The following is a 17100-nucleotide window of genomic DNA, read 5'->3' on the forward strand; positions in this document are numbered from 1 at the left end:
TGGCGATCTACACTCTGAAAAAAACGGCCGGTGCGAACCGGCACTTCAGCCCACATCAATCACACTAACTTAAGAACATCATGGACCTTCAACTCAAAACGGACCTGTCCGGGCAAGTCGCGATCGTCACCGGCGCTTCCCAGGGACTTGGGAAAGCGGTCGCCATCGCGTTAGGCATGAACGGAGCGACCGTGGTTTGCTTGGCTCGCAACGCCGACAAGCTAGCCGATACGGTCAAGGAAATCGAAGCCGCAGGCGGCAAGGCCGAAGCGGTTTCTTGCGACGTGACCGACCGCGAAGCCGCTGCCGCTGCGATTGAGGGAGCGAACAAGAAGCACGGTGGATTGCACATCCTGGTCAACAACGCCGGTATCACCCGTGACAAGCTCATGCGAGGCATGTCGGACGAGGAATGGGATTCCGTGATTGCGACCAACCTGACCAGTTGCTTCGTATGCTGCCGCACCGCCGCTGGGATCATGCGTCGCAAGAAATACGGCCGAATCATCAACATGGCCTCGATCTCGGGCATGATCGGCAACCCCGGCCAAGCAAACTACTCGGCTTCCAAGGCCGGCATGATCGGGTTCACTCGCACGATTAGCAAAGAATTGATCAGCCGTGGCGTGACCGTCAACGCGGTTGCCCCTGGATTTATCGAGAGCGATATGACCAAGGAACTCGGCGATGTGGTGCTGGAAGAGGCGAAAAAACGCATTCCAGCGAAAAAACTTGGCCGAGCCGAAGATGTGGCTGCCGCCGTGCTGTTTTTGGCATCCCAGGATGCTGGCTACATTTCGGGTCAAACCCTAGTCGTCGATGGCGGCATGATCGGCTAAAACTTGCTCATCGAAACATCCATGCGAATCGCTGGCGCCCGGGCAGGCTCTTAAGAATCATCGGCTCTTTCTAAGACCGACGGCTCATCAAAGACCAACGGGGCTAAACTAGCTTTAGCCGCAAGAAACGCAGATCGTATTGCGTGTATTGACGCGTTTCGCCTATTTCCCCTATGTTTTCCGCGAATCCCTGACAGCTTTTCGGCACTCGAAAAGCTTCGCAGACCATCCTTTAAGAATTGCTCATGGCTACAATCGAAGAACGCGTAATCGACATCGTTTCCGAACAACTCGGCGTTGATAAAGACAAAATCACCCGCGAAACGTCGTTTGTGAACGACCTAGGCGCGGACTCTCTGGACACCGTCGAACTGGTCATGGAACTCGAAGAAGAGTTCGATATCAGCATTCCTGACGAAGCTGCTGAAAAGATCCAAAAGGTCGGTGAAGCAGTCGAGTTCATCGAATCGGCTAAAGGCGAAGACGACTGATCGGCCGCTGCCGCGAAGAATTGGTGGCGATTGATTTGCGCAACTCACCTTGGTGAGGCAATGATCTTTGCACCACCCTCGACAACGTTGTTGCCGTCCGTAAGCTTCGAGCTCAAGCGATCTCGAAATCTCACGGGCGGCATTTGTCTTTCAAGTCATGCGGATAAGCTATCCGCGTTCTCAACCGTCGTTTAAACATCGGACACCGCGAGCAATCACGCGATGCAGACTCAATCAAATAACTTGCGCCGAGTAGTCATCACCGGCGTTGGCGTCGTCACTCCACTGGGCAGCGAAGTTGAATCGTTTTGGACTCGGCTGACTGCTGGCGAAAGCGGAATTCACGACCTGACCATGCTCGACACCGAGCGTTACAAGGTGCACTTCGGCGGTGATATTCCTGAATTCGACGTCACTGAGGTTGTGGACCCGCACGAAGCAAAGCGGCTTGACCGATTCACTCAGTTCGCTGTTCATGCTGGCGCCCAAGCGATCAAAGACTGCGGCATCGACTTCACTACCGTCGATCGACATAAGTGCGGTGTTGTTCTAGGCAGCGGCATTGGTGGGCTTGGCGAAATCGAAGTTCAAATTGAACGTATGCTGACCAAAGGTCCAGAACGAGTGAGCCCGTTCACGGTTCCCAAAATGATGGTTAATGCTGCTGGCGGAAACCTATCGATCACTTATGGACTGCAAGGCCCTAACTACGCCGTCGCTACAGCCTGTGCCAGTGCTACCAATGCGATGGGCGATGCGATGCGAAGTATCCGCTTGGGCGAAACTGACTTCATGTTGACCGGCGGTACCGAAGCGGCCATCACCAACATGGGCTTGGCTGCGTTCCAGAACATGAAGGCGTTGTCCACCCGCAACGATGATCCCAAGTCGGCTAGCCGGCCGTTTGACGCCGATCGCGATGGATTCGTCCTCGGCGAAGGCGGCGGAGTGTTGGTTTTTGAAGAACTTGAACATGCCAAAGCTCGCGGAGCCAAAATTTACGCCGAAGTTCTCGGCTACGGCACGACCAGCGACGCAGGGCATATCACGGCGCCCGATCCAGAAGGCAAGGGAGCAGCCCGTGCGATGCAGGCAGCCATCGAAGATGCGGGCATCGATACAACATCGATCGACTACATCAACGCTCACGGCACCAGCACGCCGCTTGGCGACAAGGCGGAAACACGAGCAATTAAGAACGTATTCGGCGATCATGCGCCGAAGCTCGCGATTAGCAGCACGAAGGGCGCCCTGGGGCACTCGCTTGGTGCCAGCGGCGGTATCGAAGCAGTAATCCTTTGCAAAACTTTGCAAACCGGATTGATCGCCCCGACGATCAACTACGACACGCCAGACCCTGAATGCGACCTGGATTACGTGCCTAACGAAGCACGTCAAGCAAACGTTAAGATTGCGATGAGCAATAGCTTTGGATTTGGCGGACACAACGCTTGCGTCGTGTTTGGGCAGTATTCCTAGCTCGTCCTATTGATCCACAACGTTCAGGCTGAACTCCACGACGTTCAGGCTGAACATTGTGTCGTGCTGGTTACCGCAACCGAACAAACGCGTCGGTGACGGCGGTGCGGGACGCTGCCGTGTCGTTCCCAGTGAGGTTCAGCCAGGCCCTGCGAGATCTCGCGACGTCCCTACCAGGCCCCAGAACGTATGAACCCTGCGTACAATGCGGCCATGGCAAATCTACTGGATCAGTCCGAATACATCGAACAGGGTTACCTGTTTCAATTGCTGCGCGAACGTTTAGCTGAGAACGCTCCGATGCAGGAGCTGCTCGAACAGATCAAATACGAGCTGCTGACGACCACCAACTTGCCGCTCGCGATCGACTACATGCTGACCGAGTTGAAGCACTCGGGGCTAATGTCCCCGGCGATGCTTAGGTTGTCCCACTATTTCACGGCCTTCCAGTCGTACCTGATTTCGCAGGCCGAACAAGAAACGGGTCGATTCACGATGGGGGCGGCACTGCAGGCACTTGAAGCAGAAGCCAAGTACCGAACGGCCGGCGGGTCGCCGCAAGGATTGTTCTTCTATCACTTTGAAGTTTTGTGCCGCAGCCGGCTCAATTACGACAAGGGTCTCACCGCCATTAGCAACGATCCCATTTATGATCTGACATGGAAGAAATGGATTTTGATGTTGCGAGCACAAATTGGTCTCGTCGACACCGCTGATCTAATTTTCCTCGCCAGCGAAGACTATCGCGACAAATTGATTGCTGCCGGAGAACCGGTCGAAGGCAAGGGGCCGTTTCTGTTTGGAACTCGCGAAGGAAGGATTGCGTTTGGCAATCGCCGCAAAGATCCATTGTTCTTGTTTGCTGCGATGCAGCGACATCTGGGCTACCCGAAAGTTCCACGGACGAAACCTCGCGATGAAAACCGTGACTTGATTCCTCAACTTGCTCGACGGATCGAACGCTTGGAGTCACGAATAAAGTTGATGGAAGAGGAGCGTCGAGGCGGACTCGACATCACGCGTTTCTACGAGAAGCACAAGAACAATCTTCCGCCCCTCGATGATTAGGAACGCACTATTTGTGATTCCCAGTTCCTGATTCCCAGTTCCTGATTCCCAGTTCCTGATTACCAGTTCCTGATTACCAGTTCCTGATTACCAGTTCCTGATTACCAGTTCCTGATTACCAGTTCCTGGTTCTCAGACCATGCTCCTGATTAACAGTTCCATGCTCCATATTTCGCGCGGGGCAAGGATGGCGGGAGTGATGGGATGCGGTCGGCGCATGAAAAACGCCGAAGCCACAGGGGTGACTTCGGCGTTTCGACTACATTTGAACGACTAGGCGTTAAGCACTTTTGGTCGTCGGCATTTGGAAGAGCTTTGTCTTTCCGGCAACGACATTTTCGTCGATGGTGAAGACGGTGCCTTCTTCTTGGTCAGGAAGGTCGTACATGATGTCCAACATGACCTCTTCAAGGATCCCGCGGAGACCGCGAGCTCCCACACCCTTATCGAGTGCTTTGCGAGCGACAAAGTGAAGTGCCTCGTCTGTGAAGACAAGTTCACACTTTTCCATCGCGAACAAGGCTTGGTACTGCTTGATCAGCGAATTCTTAGGCTCAGTCATTACCTGAACCAATCCGGCTTCATCGAGCGGTTGCAAGTAGCTGACCACTGGCAAACGTCCGACCAATTCAGGAATCAACCCGAACTGCATGATGTCTTCGGTTTGAACTTGGGCCAACAAGTCCGACGTGGACTGATCGTTGCGAACCGTTTGTCCACCGCCGAATCCGAGCGTCTTGTGCCCAAGACGCTTGCGGATGATGTCTTCGATTCCCACAAACGTTCCCCCGACGATGAACAAAATGTTGCTCGTGTCGAGTTGAATGTATTGTTGTTCGGGATGCTTTCGCCCACCTTGCGGTGGAACGTTGGCGACGGTGCCTTCGAGCATCTTCAATAGGCTCTGCTGGACACCTTCTCCTGAAACATCTCGAGTGATCGAAACATTGGCACTGGTCTTACCGATCTTGTCCACTTCGTCAATGTAGAGGATACCGCGTTGGGCGGCCTCGACATCGAAATCAGCGGCATGGAGCAGCTTAAGCAACAAGTTCTCGACGTCTTCGCCGACATAGCCAGCTTCGGTCAAGGTCGTCGCATCACCGATCGCAAACGGCACATTCAACATACGAGCGAGTGAGCGAGCGAGCAACGTCTTCCCGCTACCGGTTGGACCGGCCAGCAGAATGTTGCTTTTCTCAATCTCGACTTCGCCTTCACCTTCCCATTCGCTGGTCAATCGCTTGTAGTGATTGTGAACAGCGACCGCCAGAACACGCTTCGCGGCATTTTGGCCGATCACGTACTGGTCAAGGTGAGCAACAATTTCCCGAGGTGCGGGAATCTCATTAAACAAGGTCTTGCTTGGGCCACGGCGACGCTCTTCTTGATCGAGAATCGATTGGCAAAGCTCAATGCATTCGCTACAGATGTAGACGTCGCCAGGACCTTCTACGAGAGGTCCCACATCACGATAACTCTTACGACAGAAAGAACAGAATGCGTTCTTCTTGGTGGAGGAGGTTCCGCGGCGGGAGGTTGGGTTATCTTTCGAGGGCATACACGACTCCGGTTGGGGCGACTTTCGGCATCACTTCGCTTCGCTGGCAAAGCACGACCATGTTCTTGAGCTTTCGCTCGGTCGCGGTAATCTTCGTCAGTGAAACGACGTGAAGCGTTAGGTCACGCATCATGAAGTTTCGGGCCACGGCTCGAATGCTTTCTCTCATCCAAAGATGATCAGATGAGAGATGAGTCATCCGTATCCTCGAAAGCTCGAGCCAATCGTGGTTGGTTCAAAACGGTTTATGGTTTCCGATTGCATGCCCACATGGATGGGAGGCAGACAGGCGGATAGGGTTGTCCTTCAAACAGTAACACGGAACGTTTGGCCGTTGATGATTGCCGACCATGGGAGTTAACGATTCACCGAGGTGGATCGTTTGGTTCGGTCGGCGACTCTGTTTCGGTTGATGGCTTTGCATCATCCGATCCCCGAGCATCGTCAGTCAAACCCGTGCAGTGTTGCTGGGTTCTTGCTTGTATAGTTCGGAATTCTTCGTCCGTGATGTCACCTTTGCGGTGCATTTCTCGCAAGTTTGCGAGGGCGTCGGAGGCCACTTCCTGGTCTCCAGCGACATAGTCCCGATAGCTTGCCACGATATAAAATGCGGCTGCGATTAGGACGCATAGGATCACTACGCCGATGCTAGACTGCACCATAGGTCCAAGTTGCAACAAAGGCGAAGTAACCAAAATAGGCATAACCCTTAGCTCGGTCTTATTCCTTCGTGGGCTGGGTCTTGGTTGGATTCAAACACGTTGTTTACTCCCTCCATTAATTGGGAGACTTACCAACCCGGGTCCCCAGACCCGCGTCGTCCTCCGCCAACTTCATGATAGGGGTGTCCAGTAAAGGTGGTCCAGCAATTTGGTGATGGATCCTCTGGTTTTTCCGGTTTCACGCGTTTCACGACTCCTTCAGCATATCCCATAGTGGCAAATCAGACCTAGGCCAGAATGCTGATCACTCGAAAACCCCCATTGCCTCCTGAGCGGGCAGCAAACCCAACTCGGGGAACCCCTCGACGCGTACAATGCCAGGCCCGGTGAATCCGACTTTTGCCAATGACTGCACAATTCGATCGACGGCGACTTCTCCATGCCCGATCCTGATGTCGCGTGATCGGCCCGAATCCTGAGAAACCGGCTCAGCCCGCCGATCGCACAGGTAGACACAAGCCAGCCGATCGAGGTTCCTTTCCAAACGATCGACAATTGGAATTTCTCCCGCCGCGATCATTTCGCCCACGTCAGCGGCCAATCCCAAACGCGCAAATACACTTGGATCAAGCCACTGCAACAAACGCTCAAACTTTGCAACGGAATCGATAAGGTCCAAATGTCGGGGACGAATGGCCAAGTGCACGTCGGGGGCGACCAACTCGCATAACGAATGCAATTGTGTCGACAAGTGCTCGAGGTTCTCTTCTTCCAATGCATAGGGTCTTGCTGGCCCGCTGGAAAACGTCAGGCATGGCATCGCAGACCATTCCCTCGCCACCACTGCCCATTGCTGGATCCATTCTCTTGCTCGCTCTGCCGCTGCGTCCTCGGTATCGGTCAGTGTGGATGCTCTTGATCGAAACGGATGTTCAACAAATGCTCCGTCGATATCTAAGACCAACTTCATCGAGGTCCGCTCGAGCACGTCTTGAATCCGCAACGACTGGATCGAAAACAACGGATGTTTCGGATGCAGCGCCGCAGCGTGAGGACGAATCGCAACGCAACGATATCCTAGGTGCGCTAGTTCTTCGATCGCGATCACAGGATCGTGCAACAACAAGCCAGCCGTGTGGTATCCCGCCAGCATCAGGTCACATGGAATTGCTTTGACAATAACATCGCAGGAACGACCAACGCGAAGATGACTAATCCCCAAACTTGACCGGCACCTAAAAACGCAAATGAGGCGGCCAAGGGAATGATGGTCAGGATTCCAATCTTCATCGTCGTTTGTATCTTCAACGGCGTAGGGTCTTTGACCGCTCGATAGGCGCGAATGACAACGGGAAAGGCCACCAATCCAATCAAGATCGGAAAGGTCATCTGCGTCGACACGTGCCATCCAACCGGCACTCTTTCCAGCCGGGGCGCAAAGGCCAACATGATGGCTCCCAAAAGCGTGACGAATGTTCCTGCAGCAAGCGGAGGACTCCCGGCGCCCGATTCATCGGCTTCGCGACTGCCGAACATGGTCAGTCCCATGATGTAGGTCCCCATGCCGATCGCAATGGCAAAAAGGTACTTGGGAATCTCGAAACCTTCGACGGTTCCTAACAACGGCGAAGCACCTAAAAGAAAACTGAGGACCCGACAGGCCCCCATCGCGATCGGTCCTAGCAGCGTGTTTTTCAACGGTCCGTCGTACAACAGTATCGCCATCGATAAGACGATTGCGATTGCGGCCGGCAACCAAGTACTAGGATAGGTGTCGTCGGCCACATAACCACTCACGCCCGCCAACACGCAGCCACCGAGCATTGCAACGAAGCCGGCAATTCGGGCATTAGCGATAGATATCTCGCCGGCAGCAAGCGGACGTGACGATCGTTCACGTTTGTCCTTCTCGACGTCGAACACGTCGTTAAGAATCATCCCTGCCCAATACAACAAAATCCCGGCCAACACGACACAAACCAATCGCCCAATCGGCTCCGGCCCATGGGCGACCAAAAGGAAGGCTGCTGAGACATCCGCGATAACGGTAAATACGTTGGGCAGACGCACCAATCGCGCCCACGACATGGGCGTTGAAGAACTCTTAGACAAAACAAACTTTCATGAGACGAGTAGCGAAGTTCGTCTCGATTGTAGTCGGTTTGTATTTCCCCCGCTTGATGCCTTTCCGGTTCAACCGCGAAGCAAGCGAGCCGAAGAAAGCAGCCGATCAACGTCTCAGTTGGATCCGTTCCCGTTCGGTCAATCGGACTCCATAGCTTTCCATGTACCGATCCGTTTCGTTGGTGAACATTACATCGGCATCTTGATTGTCAAAGCGAAAGCGATCCGCAGGCGGCGGTTCGATCGGTCGAATTGAATAGAGTTCGATCAGCGTAATCAGCGCGCCATTGGTCATCCGAGTGGTCCCATCTTCCGAAGTGATCTGTCGAGGTTCGCTACGGTATTCCCAACGAATCGGTAACCACTTTCCGACGCTGCTTTCTGTGTCATTCTTCGTGGCAATCGCCACTTGGACCCGGCTGGGATAAAGATCGGGCAAGCGATCGCTGCCTGAACTGTTGAGGATTCGCGTCCTCGCCTGGGCATTCAGATCGCCCACGATCACCATCACTGGGTTGCCGGATAGCGTTGCCGAGTCGAGCCGTAAGTCATAGTCACGTTCAAGCGACACGAGCATCTCTGCCCAACCGCCGACCAATAGTCGTGGCGGCAATCCTAATAACCGTTGGTCTTCGGCGATCCACTCGTCGAGCCGAGCAACATCAACGCGTCGCAAGGTAATGGCTTCAGCGATTTCTTGGCGAGTCCACGCTAAACGCCCATCGTTAATTTGGTCGAGACGGTGTTTTCCGTCGCCGTCGTGCATGGTTAGCTGCATGTGATAGCGTCCCGAACCGCCCCCGGTCTGTTCGTACGTTCCAACACCGATGACTTTTCGTTTCGATGCGTGAACCGTTTCACGAACCTTGGCGTCAAAAGCTGGACCGTTGACGAGGTGCCCTAAGATTTGATGAAGCAGCCGTTCAGCTTGCAAAGAAGTCGATGGCGTTTCGGCGGGCTGCGGTTGAGAGGACGCGGGAGCAGGACTCATCGCCCCAAGGCTGGGGGTCATTGAAGTGGAACCAGGAACGCCCGACGCGGAGTCGGCGGCGAAGTCTGTTCCTGAGGCAAAGCGCTGTCCTGAGCCTGTGACTTGGTCTTGGCTAGGCGAGGCCCCTGCGTCGGAAGCCGAGGCCAATAGCCCCGATGTGTCGCTCGCGCGGGGGACGTTGGCGGTTGTGGATGAAGATATTTGCTGAGCTGTGGTTTCCAGGGTGGGTACCAACACCAGCAATGTCATTAACAATAGGTGCGAAGCTTCGATGCTTCGTCCCGGAAACATGAGTTTCACGATGTGGCGATCACAGTTGGGGATGTAACGATGAAACTTCATGGGACGGTTGTGACGGTTTTTTCAAAGATTCCGGTGGCAACTTGCCGATGACCAACCAAGCAGCCGGTCTGGTAACACCTTTTCGATTGCATTTGGACAACCCTGTGGGATGAATCATTGCCAACGATGATCCGATCCTAGAGATCATCCCTATGGCGAGTCCAGCCAAAAACAATGTGGCTGCCATGACGGCACGCCCACCTATCCCATTTGCATTTTGTCTGTGGACGAGTGGTCCCAGCGTGATGCCCACGAAACCACGGGCTTTTGCCCACGATACCCAAGGAACGGGGGAAACGATGAAACGAATCGTCACTCATTTGTCGCTACTGGCGGCCGCGGCGATATTCGCCACCGGGTGTGTGCCGGTTCGCCACAACCTGCCACCCGATCAACGCATGATGGAGCCCGGCCCTGGCGTCGGTGGTCCTGGTCCCGGCATCATGGGAGCTCCAGCAATGGCCCCCGGGATGATGGGCGGCCCGATGAGCGGTGGCATGCCTGGCGGCGGCATGATGATGGGAGCCGGTGGAATGATGGGCTCAGCAGGCCCGATGGGCGCGATGCCCCCAGGTGCCATTGGAGCAGCTCCCCTTGAAGCGATGCAAAGTGCACCGCTTCCTATGATGGGAACCCAAGCATCCACTGGCCAAGGCGAAATCGACCTCGTCAACTACACCTGCAGTTGCGGCGGCGGAGCATGCGGCGGCAGCGGCGGATGCATGGCGGGCGGTGGCGAAGGTGCCATGATCCCACAAGGCGGTGGTGTGATGGACATGGGCGCGATGATGCCTCATGTTGCACCGACCGTACAAGTCACTTTTGGTACTCCCGAAGGAATGCAGGTTCGTTACGACGCAACCGGTGGCGGCATGTTCGACAGCGATCCACTTGTGGTTCCTGCTCGTCAGAACTTCCCTCAAGGTGGCCTGTACCGCTTGAAGATTACCAATATCCAAGCTCGCGAAGGTGTTGAACTGTACCCAACGCTTGAATTGGCCTATGCCAATCCTCGCACTGGAGCCTACCTGGCTCACAACTCGGTACCCGTTCAATTCACCGAAGAAGACTTCGACCAAGTGTTGACTGGCAACTTCGTTACCAAAGTCATCTACCTTCCAGATCCCGATTTCCAAGGACCAGCACTCGCGGGCATTGACACTCTTGTCAGCACGCGTCTTGATCCAGGCATCGACCCGATTGTGGAAGCGGACCGACGTGGTTCGATCCTGGCCATCATCCGCTTGGGTGACAAGGATATCGAAATGGGTGGAGCCGGTGGATACGCAGCGGGCGGCATGATGATGCCACCAATCGCTGGTCTCCCCGCACCTTTCGCATCTGCGATGACGGATGGTTGCGGCGGCCCGGGAATGAACGGCGGCCAATGTGCCACCGCTCCTCCATCACTGCCTGGCATGATCGCCGGTGTAACGGCTCCTCAGTACGGAATGCCCATGTCGGGAACTCCGATCGGTTTGCCTGGACCACCTCACATTCCATTGGGTGTTCCCGCCGGACTTCAAAAGCATGTGATCAAGAACCATACGCCAATGCACATTCCACGACCTGTGGAAGACGTAAAGATGAATGTTCGACTGCAACCTGGATACAGCTATCCCAACCCAGTCAGCCGCGTGAAAATCACCGAGCAGAACTTTCATCCAGGTGTGCCTAACGGACGTGGTCTTTATCAACACGCCAGCCAGCGAGTTGATCCGAACTGCAACCCGTAGTGGGTCTTGAAGCCTGAACTATGAAACAACAAACGCGGTGTCGATGTTCTCTATCGCACCGCGTTTTGTTTGATCGAGTCGAAGCGTCCTCCACGAGCGTCGAAAAACCGGATTGAAGATGTTCCTCCCCTCAAGACACTTGCTCACCACCGCGCTCTTTGGCTTCGCCATCGCTGCATCGAGCATGACGAACCAGACGAATCAAGCGAGTGCTGCTGATCCATCGCAGTTCCTTGGTCCTAGCGGTGGCCAACACCGTATTCTCAATGGCGACATGCCACCGGGATTCGTCGGCGGCGCACGTCTTCGAGGCCGCGGACCAGGCCCCGTGATTGGTTACTTCCAACCGGTCGCCTTCCAGGGTCCCCAAGGCACCAGGTTCGCACTTGCTAATCAAAGCGGATTCTTTGACTCCGAAGAGAACCTGCAAGCCGGCCTGATTGTTGGAAGCGTTTACCGTTTCAAGATCACTGATATTCCCGGTCGCGAAGGTGCCGAAGTTTACCCCACGATCGAAGTCATCGACCGGACCTACCCACCACCTGGGCTTGCCACTCGTTATCCGATCACGGTCCAAATCGATGACAGTGATTTACGAGCAGCGATCGCGGGCCAACTCGTCACACGCGTCATCTACTTGGAAGATCCTCAATCAGCCGTCGCGCTTGAACAAACGCCAGCTTCCGAGCGTCCGATGGACATCGGGGAGTATCAAGACGCGTTAGAAGTAGCCGATCGTTTCGGTCGCCCCGTCGCGATCCTTCGCATGGGAAGTCTAGCTCCACCGCACTCGCATGAGCTGATGCCTAGCTTCCTTTTCGGCTCACCCGCCTGGGCGCCCATCATGCAGGCCGAATCGGTCTCTCACACCGTGGGTTCCGTTCCCGTGAACTTGCACACGCAGCCATGACCCCAGTCGCCAACTTGAAAACCAACATGAATCAAGCCAACGCTTTCCTTGCTCCCATCGGGGCAGGCATGAAATTGACGGGACACCGACGTTGCGTCGCAACCATTGGTGCCTTGGTCTGCGGATTGATGATCGGCTGCGCCACCTCAAACAAACCGAGCCCATCGGGTTTCCGGATGCCCGGCGGCAAGGCACCGGCGATGCCTACCAGTACAGGATCTGGAATGCCCGGCTCGCCCGTCCATCCCGTGACTCCCAGCTATCCAGGCCCAACGGATTCGACGCATTCAACATCGACGCAAGGACCTAGTGGCATTCAACAAGTGAACTACGAGTACGTAGGCGACTATCCCTCGTCCGATTGTGGGACCCCAGACTTGTCGTTCGGCGTTTCCGGTGGTTGCACCGCGGGATGCTGTGCTTCGGGATCTTGTGCATCCGGTTCTTGTGCTCCTGCCCAAGTCATTCCTCATGGCTATGCACCTTCTGCGGGAATGATGAACGTCTACGGAGTCGACCCGCAAGAGTTTCTATGCGACGGTGGCGATCAACATGGTGATGCTCGTGTGCTTCGGGACGAATCCATCGATGGCTTGCAGCCCGAAGACACGATCGTTCACTACACGACCGAAGCGGGCGACATCGAAGTTGTCCCCAGCAACCGAGTTTGCGTGTACGCGCCTCGATTCAAATCCGTTCGTAAGATCACCGGCGTACGAGCCGGCGAACATGCAGTGGGACTAGCAGGTGTCGATTTACCCGTGGGAACCAACCGCATTGAAATTGAAGAAGGTGGCGTGATGATCGGTGAATCGATTGAACTAGGTCATGCCGATGTTGCACGCCGTCTCGATGCGATGCGAGAACGCAATCGCGGTGTTCCGGTCGAAGGGATCGCCCAAATCGAGCAAGCAACGGATGTGTTGGCACTGCTTGTCGGCATGAAGTTCGACCAAATCAGCCTTCTGCAAGAAGATCAAAAAGCGATGCTTGAAGAACTCGCACTCGCAGCAGTCGCTTGGACCATCGACGAATCAGTCGAGGTTGAAATCCAAGATCTCAAAACGCCAGTGCTGACGCGAGACCAGAGTGTTGAAGGATTCACGATCTATGAATTCCCAGACGCGGGACGCTTGCGAATATGCAAGCTTGCTGATCGGCACGATGCTCTACCAGGCGAGCTTATCAACTTTGCGATCCGGATCGAGAATGTAGGCGATTCCGCTGTCGATCAGGTTCTGATCACCGATAACTTGGTCACTCGACTTGAGTACGTTGCCGAGAGTCAAACCTGCAGCGTCGGAGCTGAATTCGAAACAGTCGTCAACGAGGGTCAATCGTTGCAACTGATTTGGAAGCTGACTGATAAGTTGCGAGTTGGCGAATCAGCCACCATGCGATTCCGCTGCAAAGTGCGGTAGTCGAAAAGCGTAGCGGCAATTGAAAATTGCGTAGCGGCGATCGACAAGCGTAGCGGCAATCGACAGGCGTAGCAGCAATCGAATAGGGAAGCTCAATCGAATAAGCTGCTAGAGATCAGTTGATAACTAAGTGGTGCGTAAAGGTGCCGGAATCCACACTTGGCATTCTTGTGATGGCACCTTTGTTGCAAGTCGATTGCGGCGGCCCGTGGGCGTTGGCATCACATCAATCGAAATCGCTTGGGCAACTTTGGCACCGACTTGACACTTTGTGTCCCGTCCTGGGATGCCGTAAACTGCATGCATGAAAATCATGCTTGCCTTTCTAGGCGTCGTTATTGTTGCAGTGCTGGGTTGTGGAGTGTCGTATCGAGACGACCTGGACTACTCATACGCCGTTGAACAATCTTATTCACTCGAAGAATTTGAATTCGGGGACGGCGAACATGCGGAACTGGTCCAATACGAATTCGTCGGCCTCGACCTGATTGCGATGTCGCCGATCCGAGATGCGATCGCAAAAGACCGAATTGCCGATGGCAGGAAAGTCTTGGAAATCAGCAGCGGTACCGGGCTGCTATCAGTGCTATGTCTTTCTAATGGTGCGAAGCAAGTAGTCGCTACGGACATCCAGCCCGCCGCCGTCGCTAACACTCGATACAACGCGGCGAACTTGGTGAGCGACGGCAAGATCGACGCCCGTTTGCGACCAGCCAGTAGTTCCCAAGCGTATTCAGCGATCGCTAGCGAAGAACGATTTGACTTGATCATCACGGACGCCAATCGTGTTCATTATGATTCTTCGTCGACTCCCCAGAGCGAGGCAAACGACAAGCAGGAGTCGTTTGTTAAGTCACTGATCGAGGGGCTACCATTACACCTTACGAGCAATGGGCGATGTCTCGTGCTGAGCGACCGTAAGAAAACGTTGGATCAGGTCATCGAACTGGCTCAGGCCAATCAAATCACTCTTAAGACGCTCGATTCGCGAGATCCAGAAATTTTGGGCGAAGATTTTTCCCCCTCGTTCATGGTCGAATTACGAGTCCCGCCGAGCGCCAACGAGTAGCTAAGTTTGATCGCGACGGATGCGAATTTCCTCTCGCACGACTGCTAACGGACCCAATTCCGTTCTACGTCCACGGGCGTGTTGAAGTCGCAAAGGGATTGCTATGTCAAGTCCCTTTCTCAACATCTTGAAAGTGCGGGTTATTTGACTTGCATGTGCCGCGCAGCCGTCACTACCATAAGGGTATCTCAGGACGTTCTTATCTGTCTTTTATTCGACCGTGCGTCGTGTCGGTCGCGCCGTGAGATTTTCCCTGGTGGGATGCCTTGTCTATGATCCATTACATCTGCGATCGTTGTAAGCGACAGATCAACACGAACGAACAACCACGTTACGTCGTGCAAATTGAAATCCATTCAATGGCTGACGAAGTCACGCTGGATATCGACGATGACATCGATCAGCTAAGCGAACTCCATCAGGCTCTCGAGGGACTCGCTTGCGATCACCTCGATGATGAGCCCGAACTTGACCATCGGGGCAGCTACGATCTTTGCGCCGATTGCCATCGCCAATTCTTAAGAAATCCACTCGGTCGCGATGCAGTCGCTGCTTTTGGATTCAGCAACAACTAGTACTGCTTCAGGCGATAAGTACTGCTTCAAGCGATGGCTGATGTGAGACTGTGTTCCTTCATGTTGGATTCTCGTTTGGTAGCTTTGATGCCCTGAGTATCGTTGGCCTGAATTGCTGACTTGAATCACTGAACTGATTTGCGGAATTCAATCGCTGACTCGCGAGTTTTCACACCGAATCGCCTCGAGCTTCTTTTTCGAACTCAGTTTCTGAACTGAACTCAGTCGTCGAATCCCGTTTCCGAATGGGGCGTTGCGACGAGTACCTCGTCTCTCGGATCCATCGAAGGCATCTCGACCTCTCGGCTAAGCCAAAGGAAGTCATCGCGAGCATCAACGTAGTCGAGCGTTGCAATGCGAACGGCCATGGGCAAACTCGCGATCCGCTTGTCCAAATGCGGATCGGCTCGACCGGACAACAAACGCGACAACCACTTTCGATCTTCTTGAGGTTGATCAAAGTCCAACTTGCCTGCAACATGACGAAGTATTGCCGGAAACGAATTGAGTTCTGGCTTGAACGCGGAATGCCGCTCGGCAATCATTCGCAACTGATATTCCGCTTCGGCAACCTGTGAGGCCTGTATCCGAGCATCGTCGTCACCCTCGCGATAGGTAGCGACGGCAAACCTAGCTTGACCGACGTTGATGGTTTTCTTTTCGAGCCCGCCATACTTGATTTGCTTCGCATCCGCAGAAACCGCAACGTCCAACAATCCACCTCGCCAATTCGAGGGCACACGGAAGGTAACCTCAAACACTTTTTCGCCTTCCAATACTTGCTTGGCTGTCCACCTCAATTTGAAATAAACACCTCGCCCGCGATCAATGGTGCCGGCGGCGGATACGGCTTGCATCGGTGCTTGCCGATCAAACTCAACCGTGTTGATGTCCTTGTTACCTTTGTCAGCGCCTAAGCTTGCACTAGAAATTGGACCATAAGCACCATTGGTAGCTAAACCAAACGATTCGGATCGTTCCGTTATCTCTTTAACTTGTACCGGCGATGTCACGTCACTATCGGTCGCAGTCTTCGGTGCATAGTCCACGACAGCCATTTGCAAGTCACGCGGATGGCAAGTCATCAACCATTGATCGACTTGCGGCATGTTGGGATCGGCGATCATTGCAGACAATCGCAACTTCACCGTAATAAGCGAGGGGTCATTGCAATGGGTTTCCGCGACTGCGGTTGGCGGCAAATCGAATCGAACCGAATCTCCTGCATCGGCATTGGTTGCGACGCCAAGGACAAACACTACCGAAAAGATCACCAAAGATTGATTCATTGTATTTCTTCCATCGAAACAAAGGCTTCCTACTGCATCCCGCAGCATGAACCGATCCCATCGCGGGCTCGATTGGCCTTTCCTTCCTGGAAAGTGTGCATCGACCGTCTTGCACACAGGAAGGATAGATAGCGCTCGGAGACCGGCAAGCGACCATTTCGAAGGTCACTTTTCAAGAATCACGTACGATCAAATGTGAAACCGACGCGTTCGGCAACTTGTCTATGGTTCGCCGCTTTATCACCGTGAAACAATCCGCGTCCTCGGAGTCCTTGGGTGATTCACAGCGAATCGTTATCGAGCGGACAGTTGGGATATCAAGCGTTTGTTAGTTGCCGAATCACGAATTCGTTGGCTTCATGAGTGAACGGCCGCGAATCCCCAAAGCATCGCCATGCACGATAATCCGTGATGCAGTGGTCCTACTTCTCTGTCCTGTTAGCTGTCCAATCCGCCAGATCCAGGCCTACCAGATCCAGGCCTACCGGATTCCTGCCTACTAACTTCCAGCCTACTAGGTTTCGCCCCAGTAACTTCTGGCCT

16 protein-coding genes are annotated in these 17100 nt (G+C 54.2%); 9 read left to right on the forward strand and 7 right to left on the reverse strand.

Annotation, left to right across the window (positions count from 1 at the left end):
- Nucleotides 1-80: 80 nt before the first annotated feature.
- The 4 genes from fabG to Pla22_RS01040 all read left to right on the forward strand — a co-directional run bounded on the left by fabG (nt 81) and on the right by Pla22_RS01040 (nt 3877).
- A complete protein-coding gene (gene fabG, locus Pla22_RS01025) occupies nt 81-839 on the forward strand; it encodes a 3-oxoacyl-[acyl-carrier-protein] reductase (RefSeq protein ID WP_146512928.1) in 759 nt (252 codons plus the stop codon).
- Nucleotides 840-1084: 245 nt separating this feature from the next.
- On the forward strand, nt 1085-1330 hold the full coding sequence (acpP, locus tag Pla22_RS01030; RefSeq protein WP_146512929.1) for an acyl carrier protein: 246 nt from the start codon (nt 1085-1087) through the stop codon (nt 1328-1330).
- A gap of 222 nt (nt 1331-1552) precedes the next feature.
- Entirely contained in the window at nt 1553-2809 is a 1257-nt protein-coding gene (fabF, locus tag Pla22_RS01035) for a beta-ketoacyl-ACP synthase II (protein WP_146512930.1), read from the forward strand.
- Between the two features lie 213 nt (nt 2810-3022).
- Nucleotides 3023-3877: a hypothetical protein gene (locus Pla22_RS01040; protein WP_146512931.1), complete on the forward strand. Its 855-nt coding sequence runs from the start codon at nt 3023-3025 to the stop codon at nt 3875-3877.
- A 280-nt stretch (nt 3878-4157) separates the two neighbouring features.
- Here Pla22_RS01040 and clpX read toward each other — a convergent pair whose 3' ends face one another.
- From clpX to Pla22_RS01070, 6 genes are all read right to left on the reverse strand, one after another.
- Nucleotides 4158-5438 (reverse strand): ATP-dependent Clp protease ATP-binding subunit ClpX, encoded by a 1281-nt coding sequence (gene clpX / locus Pla22_RS01045; protein ID WP_146512932.1) that lies wholly within the window; start codon nt 5436-5438, stop codon nt 4158-4160.
- The gene (locus Pla22_RS01050) at nt 5422-5637 is read right to left on the reverse strand and encodes a hypothetical protein (RefSeq protein ID WP_146512933.1); all 216 of its coding nucleotides are present in this window, start codon (nt 5635-5637) and stop codon (nt 5422-5424) included. Before Pla22_RS01050 ends, clpX begins: the two co-directional genes overlap by 17 nt.
- 166 nt (nt 5638-5803) lie before the next feature.
- Nucleotides 5804-6142, reverse strand: a complete 339-nt coding sequence (locus Pla22_RS01055) for an SHOCT domain-containing protein (protein WP_146512934.1) — start codon at nt 6140-6142, stop codon at nt 5804-5806.
- A gap of 262 nt (nt 6143-6404) precedes the next feature.
- Nucleotides 6405-7223, reverse strand: coding sequence for a sugar phosphate isomerase/epimerase family protein (locus Pla22_RS01060; protein WP_165440459.1), 819 nt, complete (start codon nt 7221-7223; stop codon nt 6405-6407).
- A gap of 29 nt (nt 7224-7252) precedes the next feature.
- The gene (locus tag Pla22_RS01065) at nt 7253-8188 is read right to left on the reverse strand and encodes a UbiA family prenyltransferase (RefSeq protein ID WP_165440460.1); all 936 of its coding nucleotides are present in this window, start codon (nt 8186-8188) and stop codon (nt 7253-7255) included.
- A 142-nt stretch (nt 8189-8330) separates the two neighbouring features.
- Nucleotides 8331-9557: a hypothetical protein gene (locus Pla22_RS01070; protein ID WP_146512937.1), complete on the reverse strand. Its 1227-nt coding sequence runs from the start codon at nt 9555-9557 to the stop codon at nt 8331-8333.
- 299 nt (nt 9558-9856) lie between these two features.
- Here Pla22_RS01070 and Pla22_RS01075 point away from each other — a divergent pair, with 299 nt between their 5' ends.
- The 5 genes from Pla22_RS01075 to Pla22_RS01095 all read left to right on the forward strand — a co-directional run bounded on the left by Pla22_RS01075 (nt 9857) and on the right by Pla22_RS01095 (nt 15268).
- Nucleotides 9857-11293: a hypothetical protein gene (locus tag Pla22_RS01075; protein WP_146512938.1), complete on the forward strand. Its 1437-nt coding sequence runs from the start codon at nt 9857-9859 to the stop codon at nt 11291-11293.
- Between the two features lie 118 nt (nt 11294-11411).
- Nucleotides 11412-12203: a hypothetical protein gene (locus tag Pla22_RS01080; RefSeq protein ID WP_146512939.1), complete on the forward strand. Its 792-nt coding sequence runs from the start codon at nt 11412-11414 to the stop codon at nt 12201-12203.
- Nucleotides 12204-12229: 26 nt separating this feature from the next.
- Entirely contained in the window at nt 12230-13624 is a 1395-nt protein-coding gene (locus Pla22_RS01085) for a DUF11 domain-containing protein (RefSeq protein WP_165440461.1), read from the forward strand.
- A gap of 304 nt (nt 13625-13928) precedes the next feature.
- Complete coding sequence (locus Pla22_RS01090) at nt 13929-14693, forward strand: 50S ribosomal protein L11 methyltransferase (RefSeq protein WP_146512941.1); 765 nt, start codon at nt 13929-13931, stop codon at nt 14691-14693.
- A gap of 272 nt (nt 14694-14965) precedes the next feature.
- On the forward strand, nt 14966-15268 hold the full coding sequence (locus tag Pla22_RS01095) for a hypothetical protein (RefSeq protein WP_146512942.1): 303 nt from the start codon (nt 14966-14968) through the stop codon (nt 15266-15268).
- 221 nt (nt 15269-15489) lie between these two features.
- Here Pla22_RS01095 and Pla22_RS01100 read toward each other — a convergent pair whose 3' ends face one another.
- Entirely contained in the window at nt 15490-16557 is a 1068-nt protein-coding gene (locus tag Pla22_RS01100; protein ID WP_146512943.1) for a hypothetical protein, read from the reverse strand.
- Between the last annotated feature and the right edge of the window lie 543 nt (nt 16558-17100).

This window comes from Rubripirellula amarantea (assembly GCF_007859865.1).
Classification (GTDB): Bacteria; Planctomycetota; Planctomycetia; order Pirellulales; family Pirellulaceae; genus Rubripirellula; species Rubripirellula amarantea.

Coding starts and splice junctions, on each gene's coding strand:
- acpP (WP_146512929.1), top strand. CDS start 1,085: ATGGCTACAATCGAAGAACGCGTAATCGACATCGTTTCCGAACAACTC.
- Pla22_RS01050 (WP_146512933.1), bottom strand. CDS start 5,637: ATGACTCATCTCTCATCTGATCATCTTTGGATGAGAGAAAGCATTCGA.
- Pla22_RS01080 (WP_146512939.1), top strand. CDS start 11,412: ATGTTCCTCCCCTCAAGACACTTGCTCACCACCGCGCTCTTTGGCTTC.
- Pla22_RS01100 (WP_146512943.1), bottom strand. CDS start 16,557: ATGAATCAATCTTTGGTGATCTTTTCGGTAGTGTTTGTCCTTGGCGTC.
- clpX (WP_146512932.1), bottom strand. CDS start 5,438: ATGCCCTCGAAAGATAACCCAACCTCCCGCCGCGGAACCTCCTCCACC.
- Pla22_RS01095 (WP_146512942.1), top strand. CDS start 14,966: ATGATCCATTACATCTGCGATCGTTGTAAGCGACAGATCAACACGAAC.
- Pla22_RS01085 (WP_165440461.1), top strand. CDS start 12,230: ATGAATCAAGCCAACGCTTTCCTTGCTCCCATCGGGGCAGGCATGAAA.
- Pla22_RS01040 (WP_146512931.1), top strand. CDS start 3,023: ATGGCAAATCTACTGGATCAGTCCGAATACATCGAACAGGGTTACCTG.
- Pla22_RS01055 (WP_146512934.1), bottom strand. CDS start 6,142: ATGCCTATTTTGGTTACTTCGCCTTTGTTGCAACTTGGACCTATGGTG.
- Pla22_RS01070 (WP_146512937.1), bottom strand. CDS start 9,557: ATGAAGTTTCATCGTTACATCCCCAACTGTGATCGCCACATCGTGAAA.
- Pla22_RS01075 (WP_146512938.1), top strand. CDS start 9,857: ATGAAACGAATCGTCACTCATTTGTCGCTACTGGCGGCCGCGGCGATA.
- fabF (WP_146512930.1), top strand. CDS start 1,553: ATGCAGACTCAATCAAATAACTTGCGCCGAGTAGTCATCACCGGCGTT.
- fabG (WP_146512928.1), top strand. CDS start 81: ATGGACCTTCAACTCAAAACGGACCTGTCCGGGCAAGTCGCGATCGTC.
- Pla22_RS01065 (WP_165440460.1), bottom strand. CDS start 8,188: ATGTCGTGGGCGCGATTGGTGCGTCTGCCCAACGTATTTACCGTTATC.
- Pla22_RS01090 (WP_146512941.1), top strand. CDS start 13,929: ATGAAAATCATGCTTGCCTTTCTAGGCGTCGTTATTGTTGCAGTGCTG.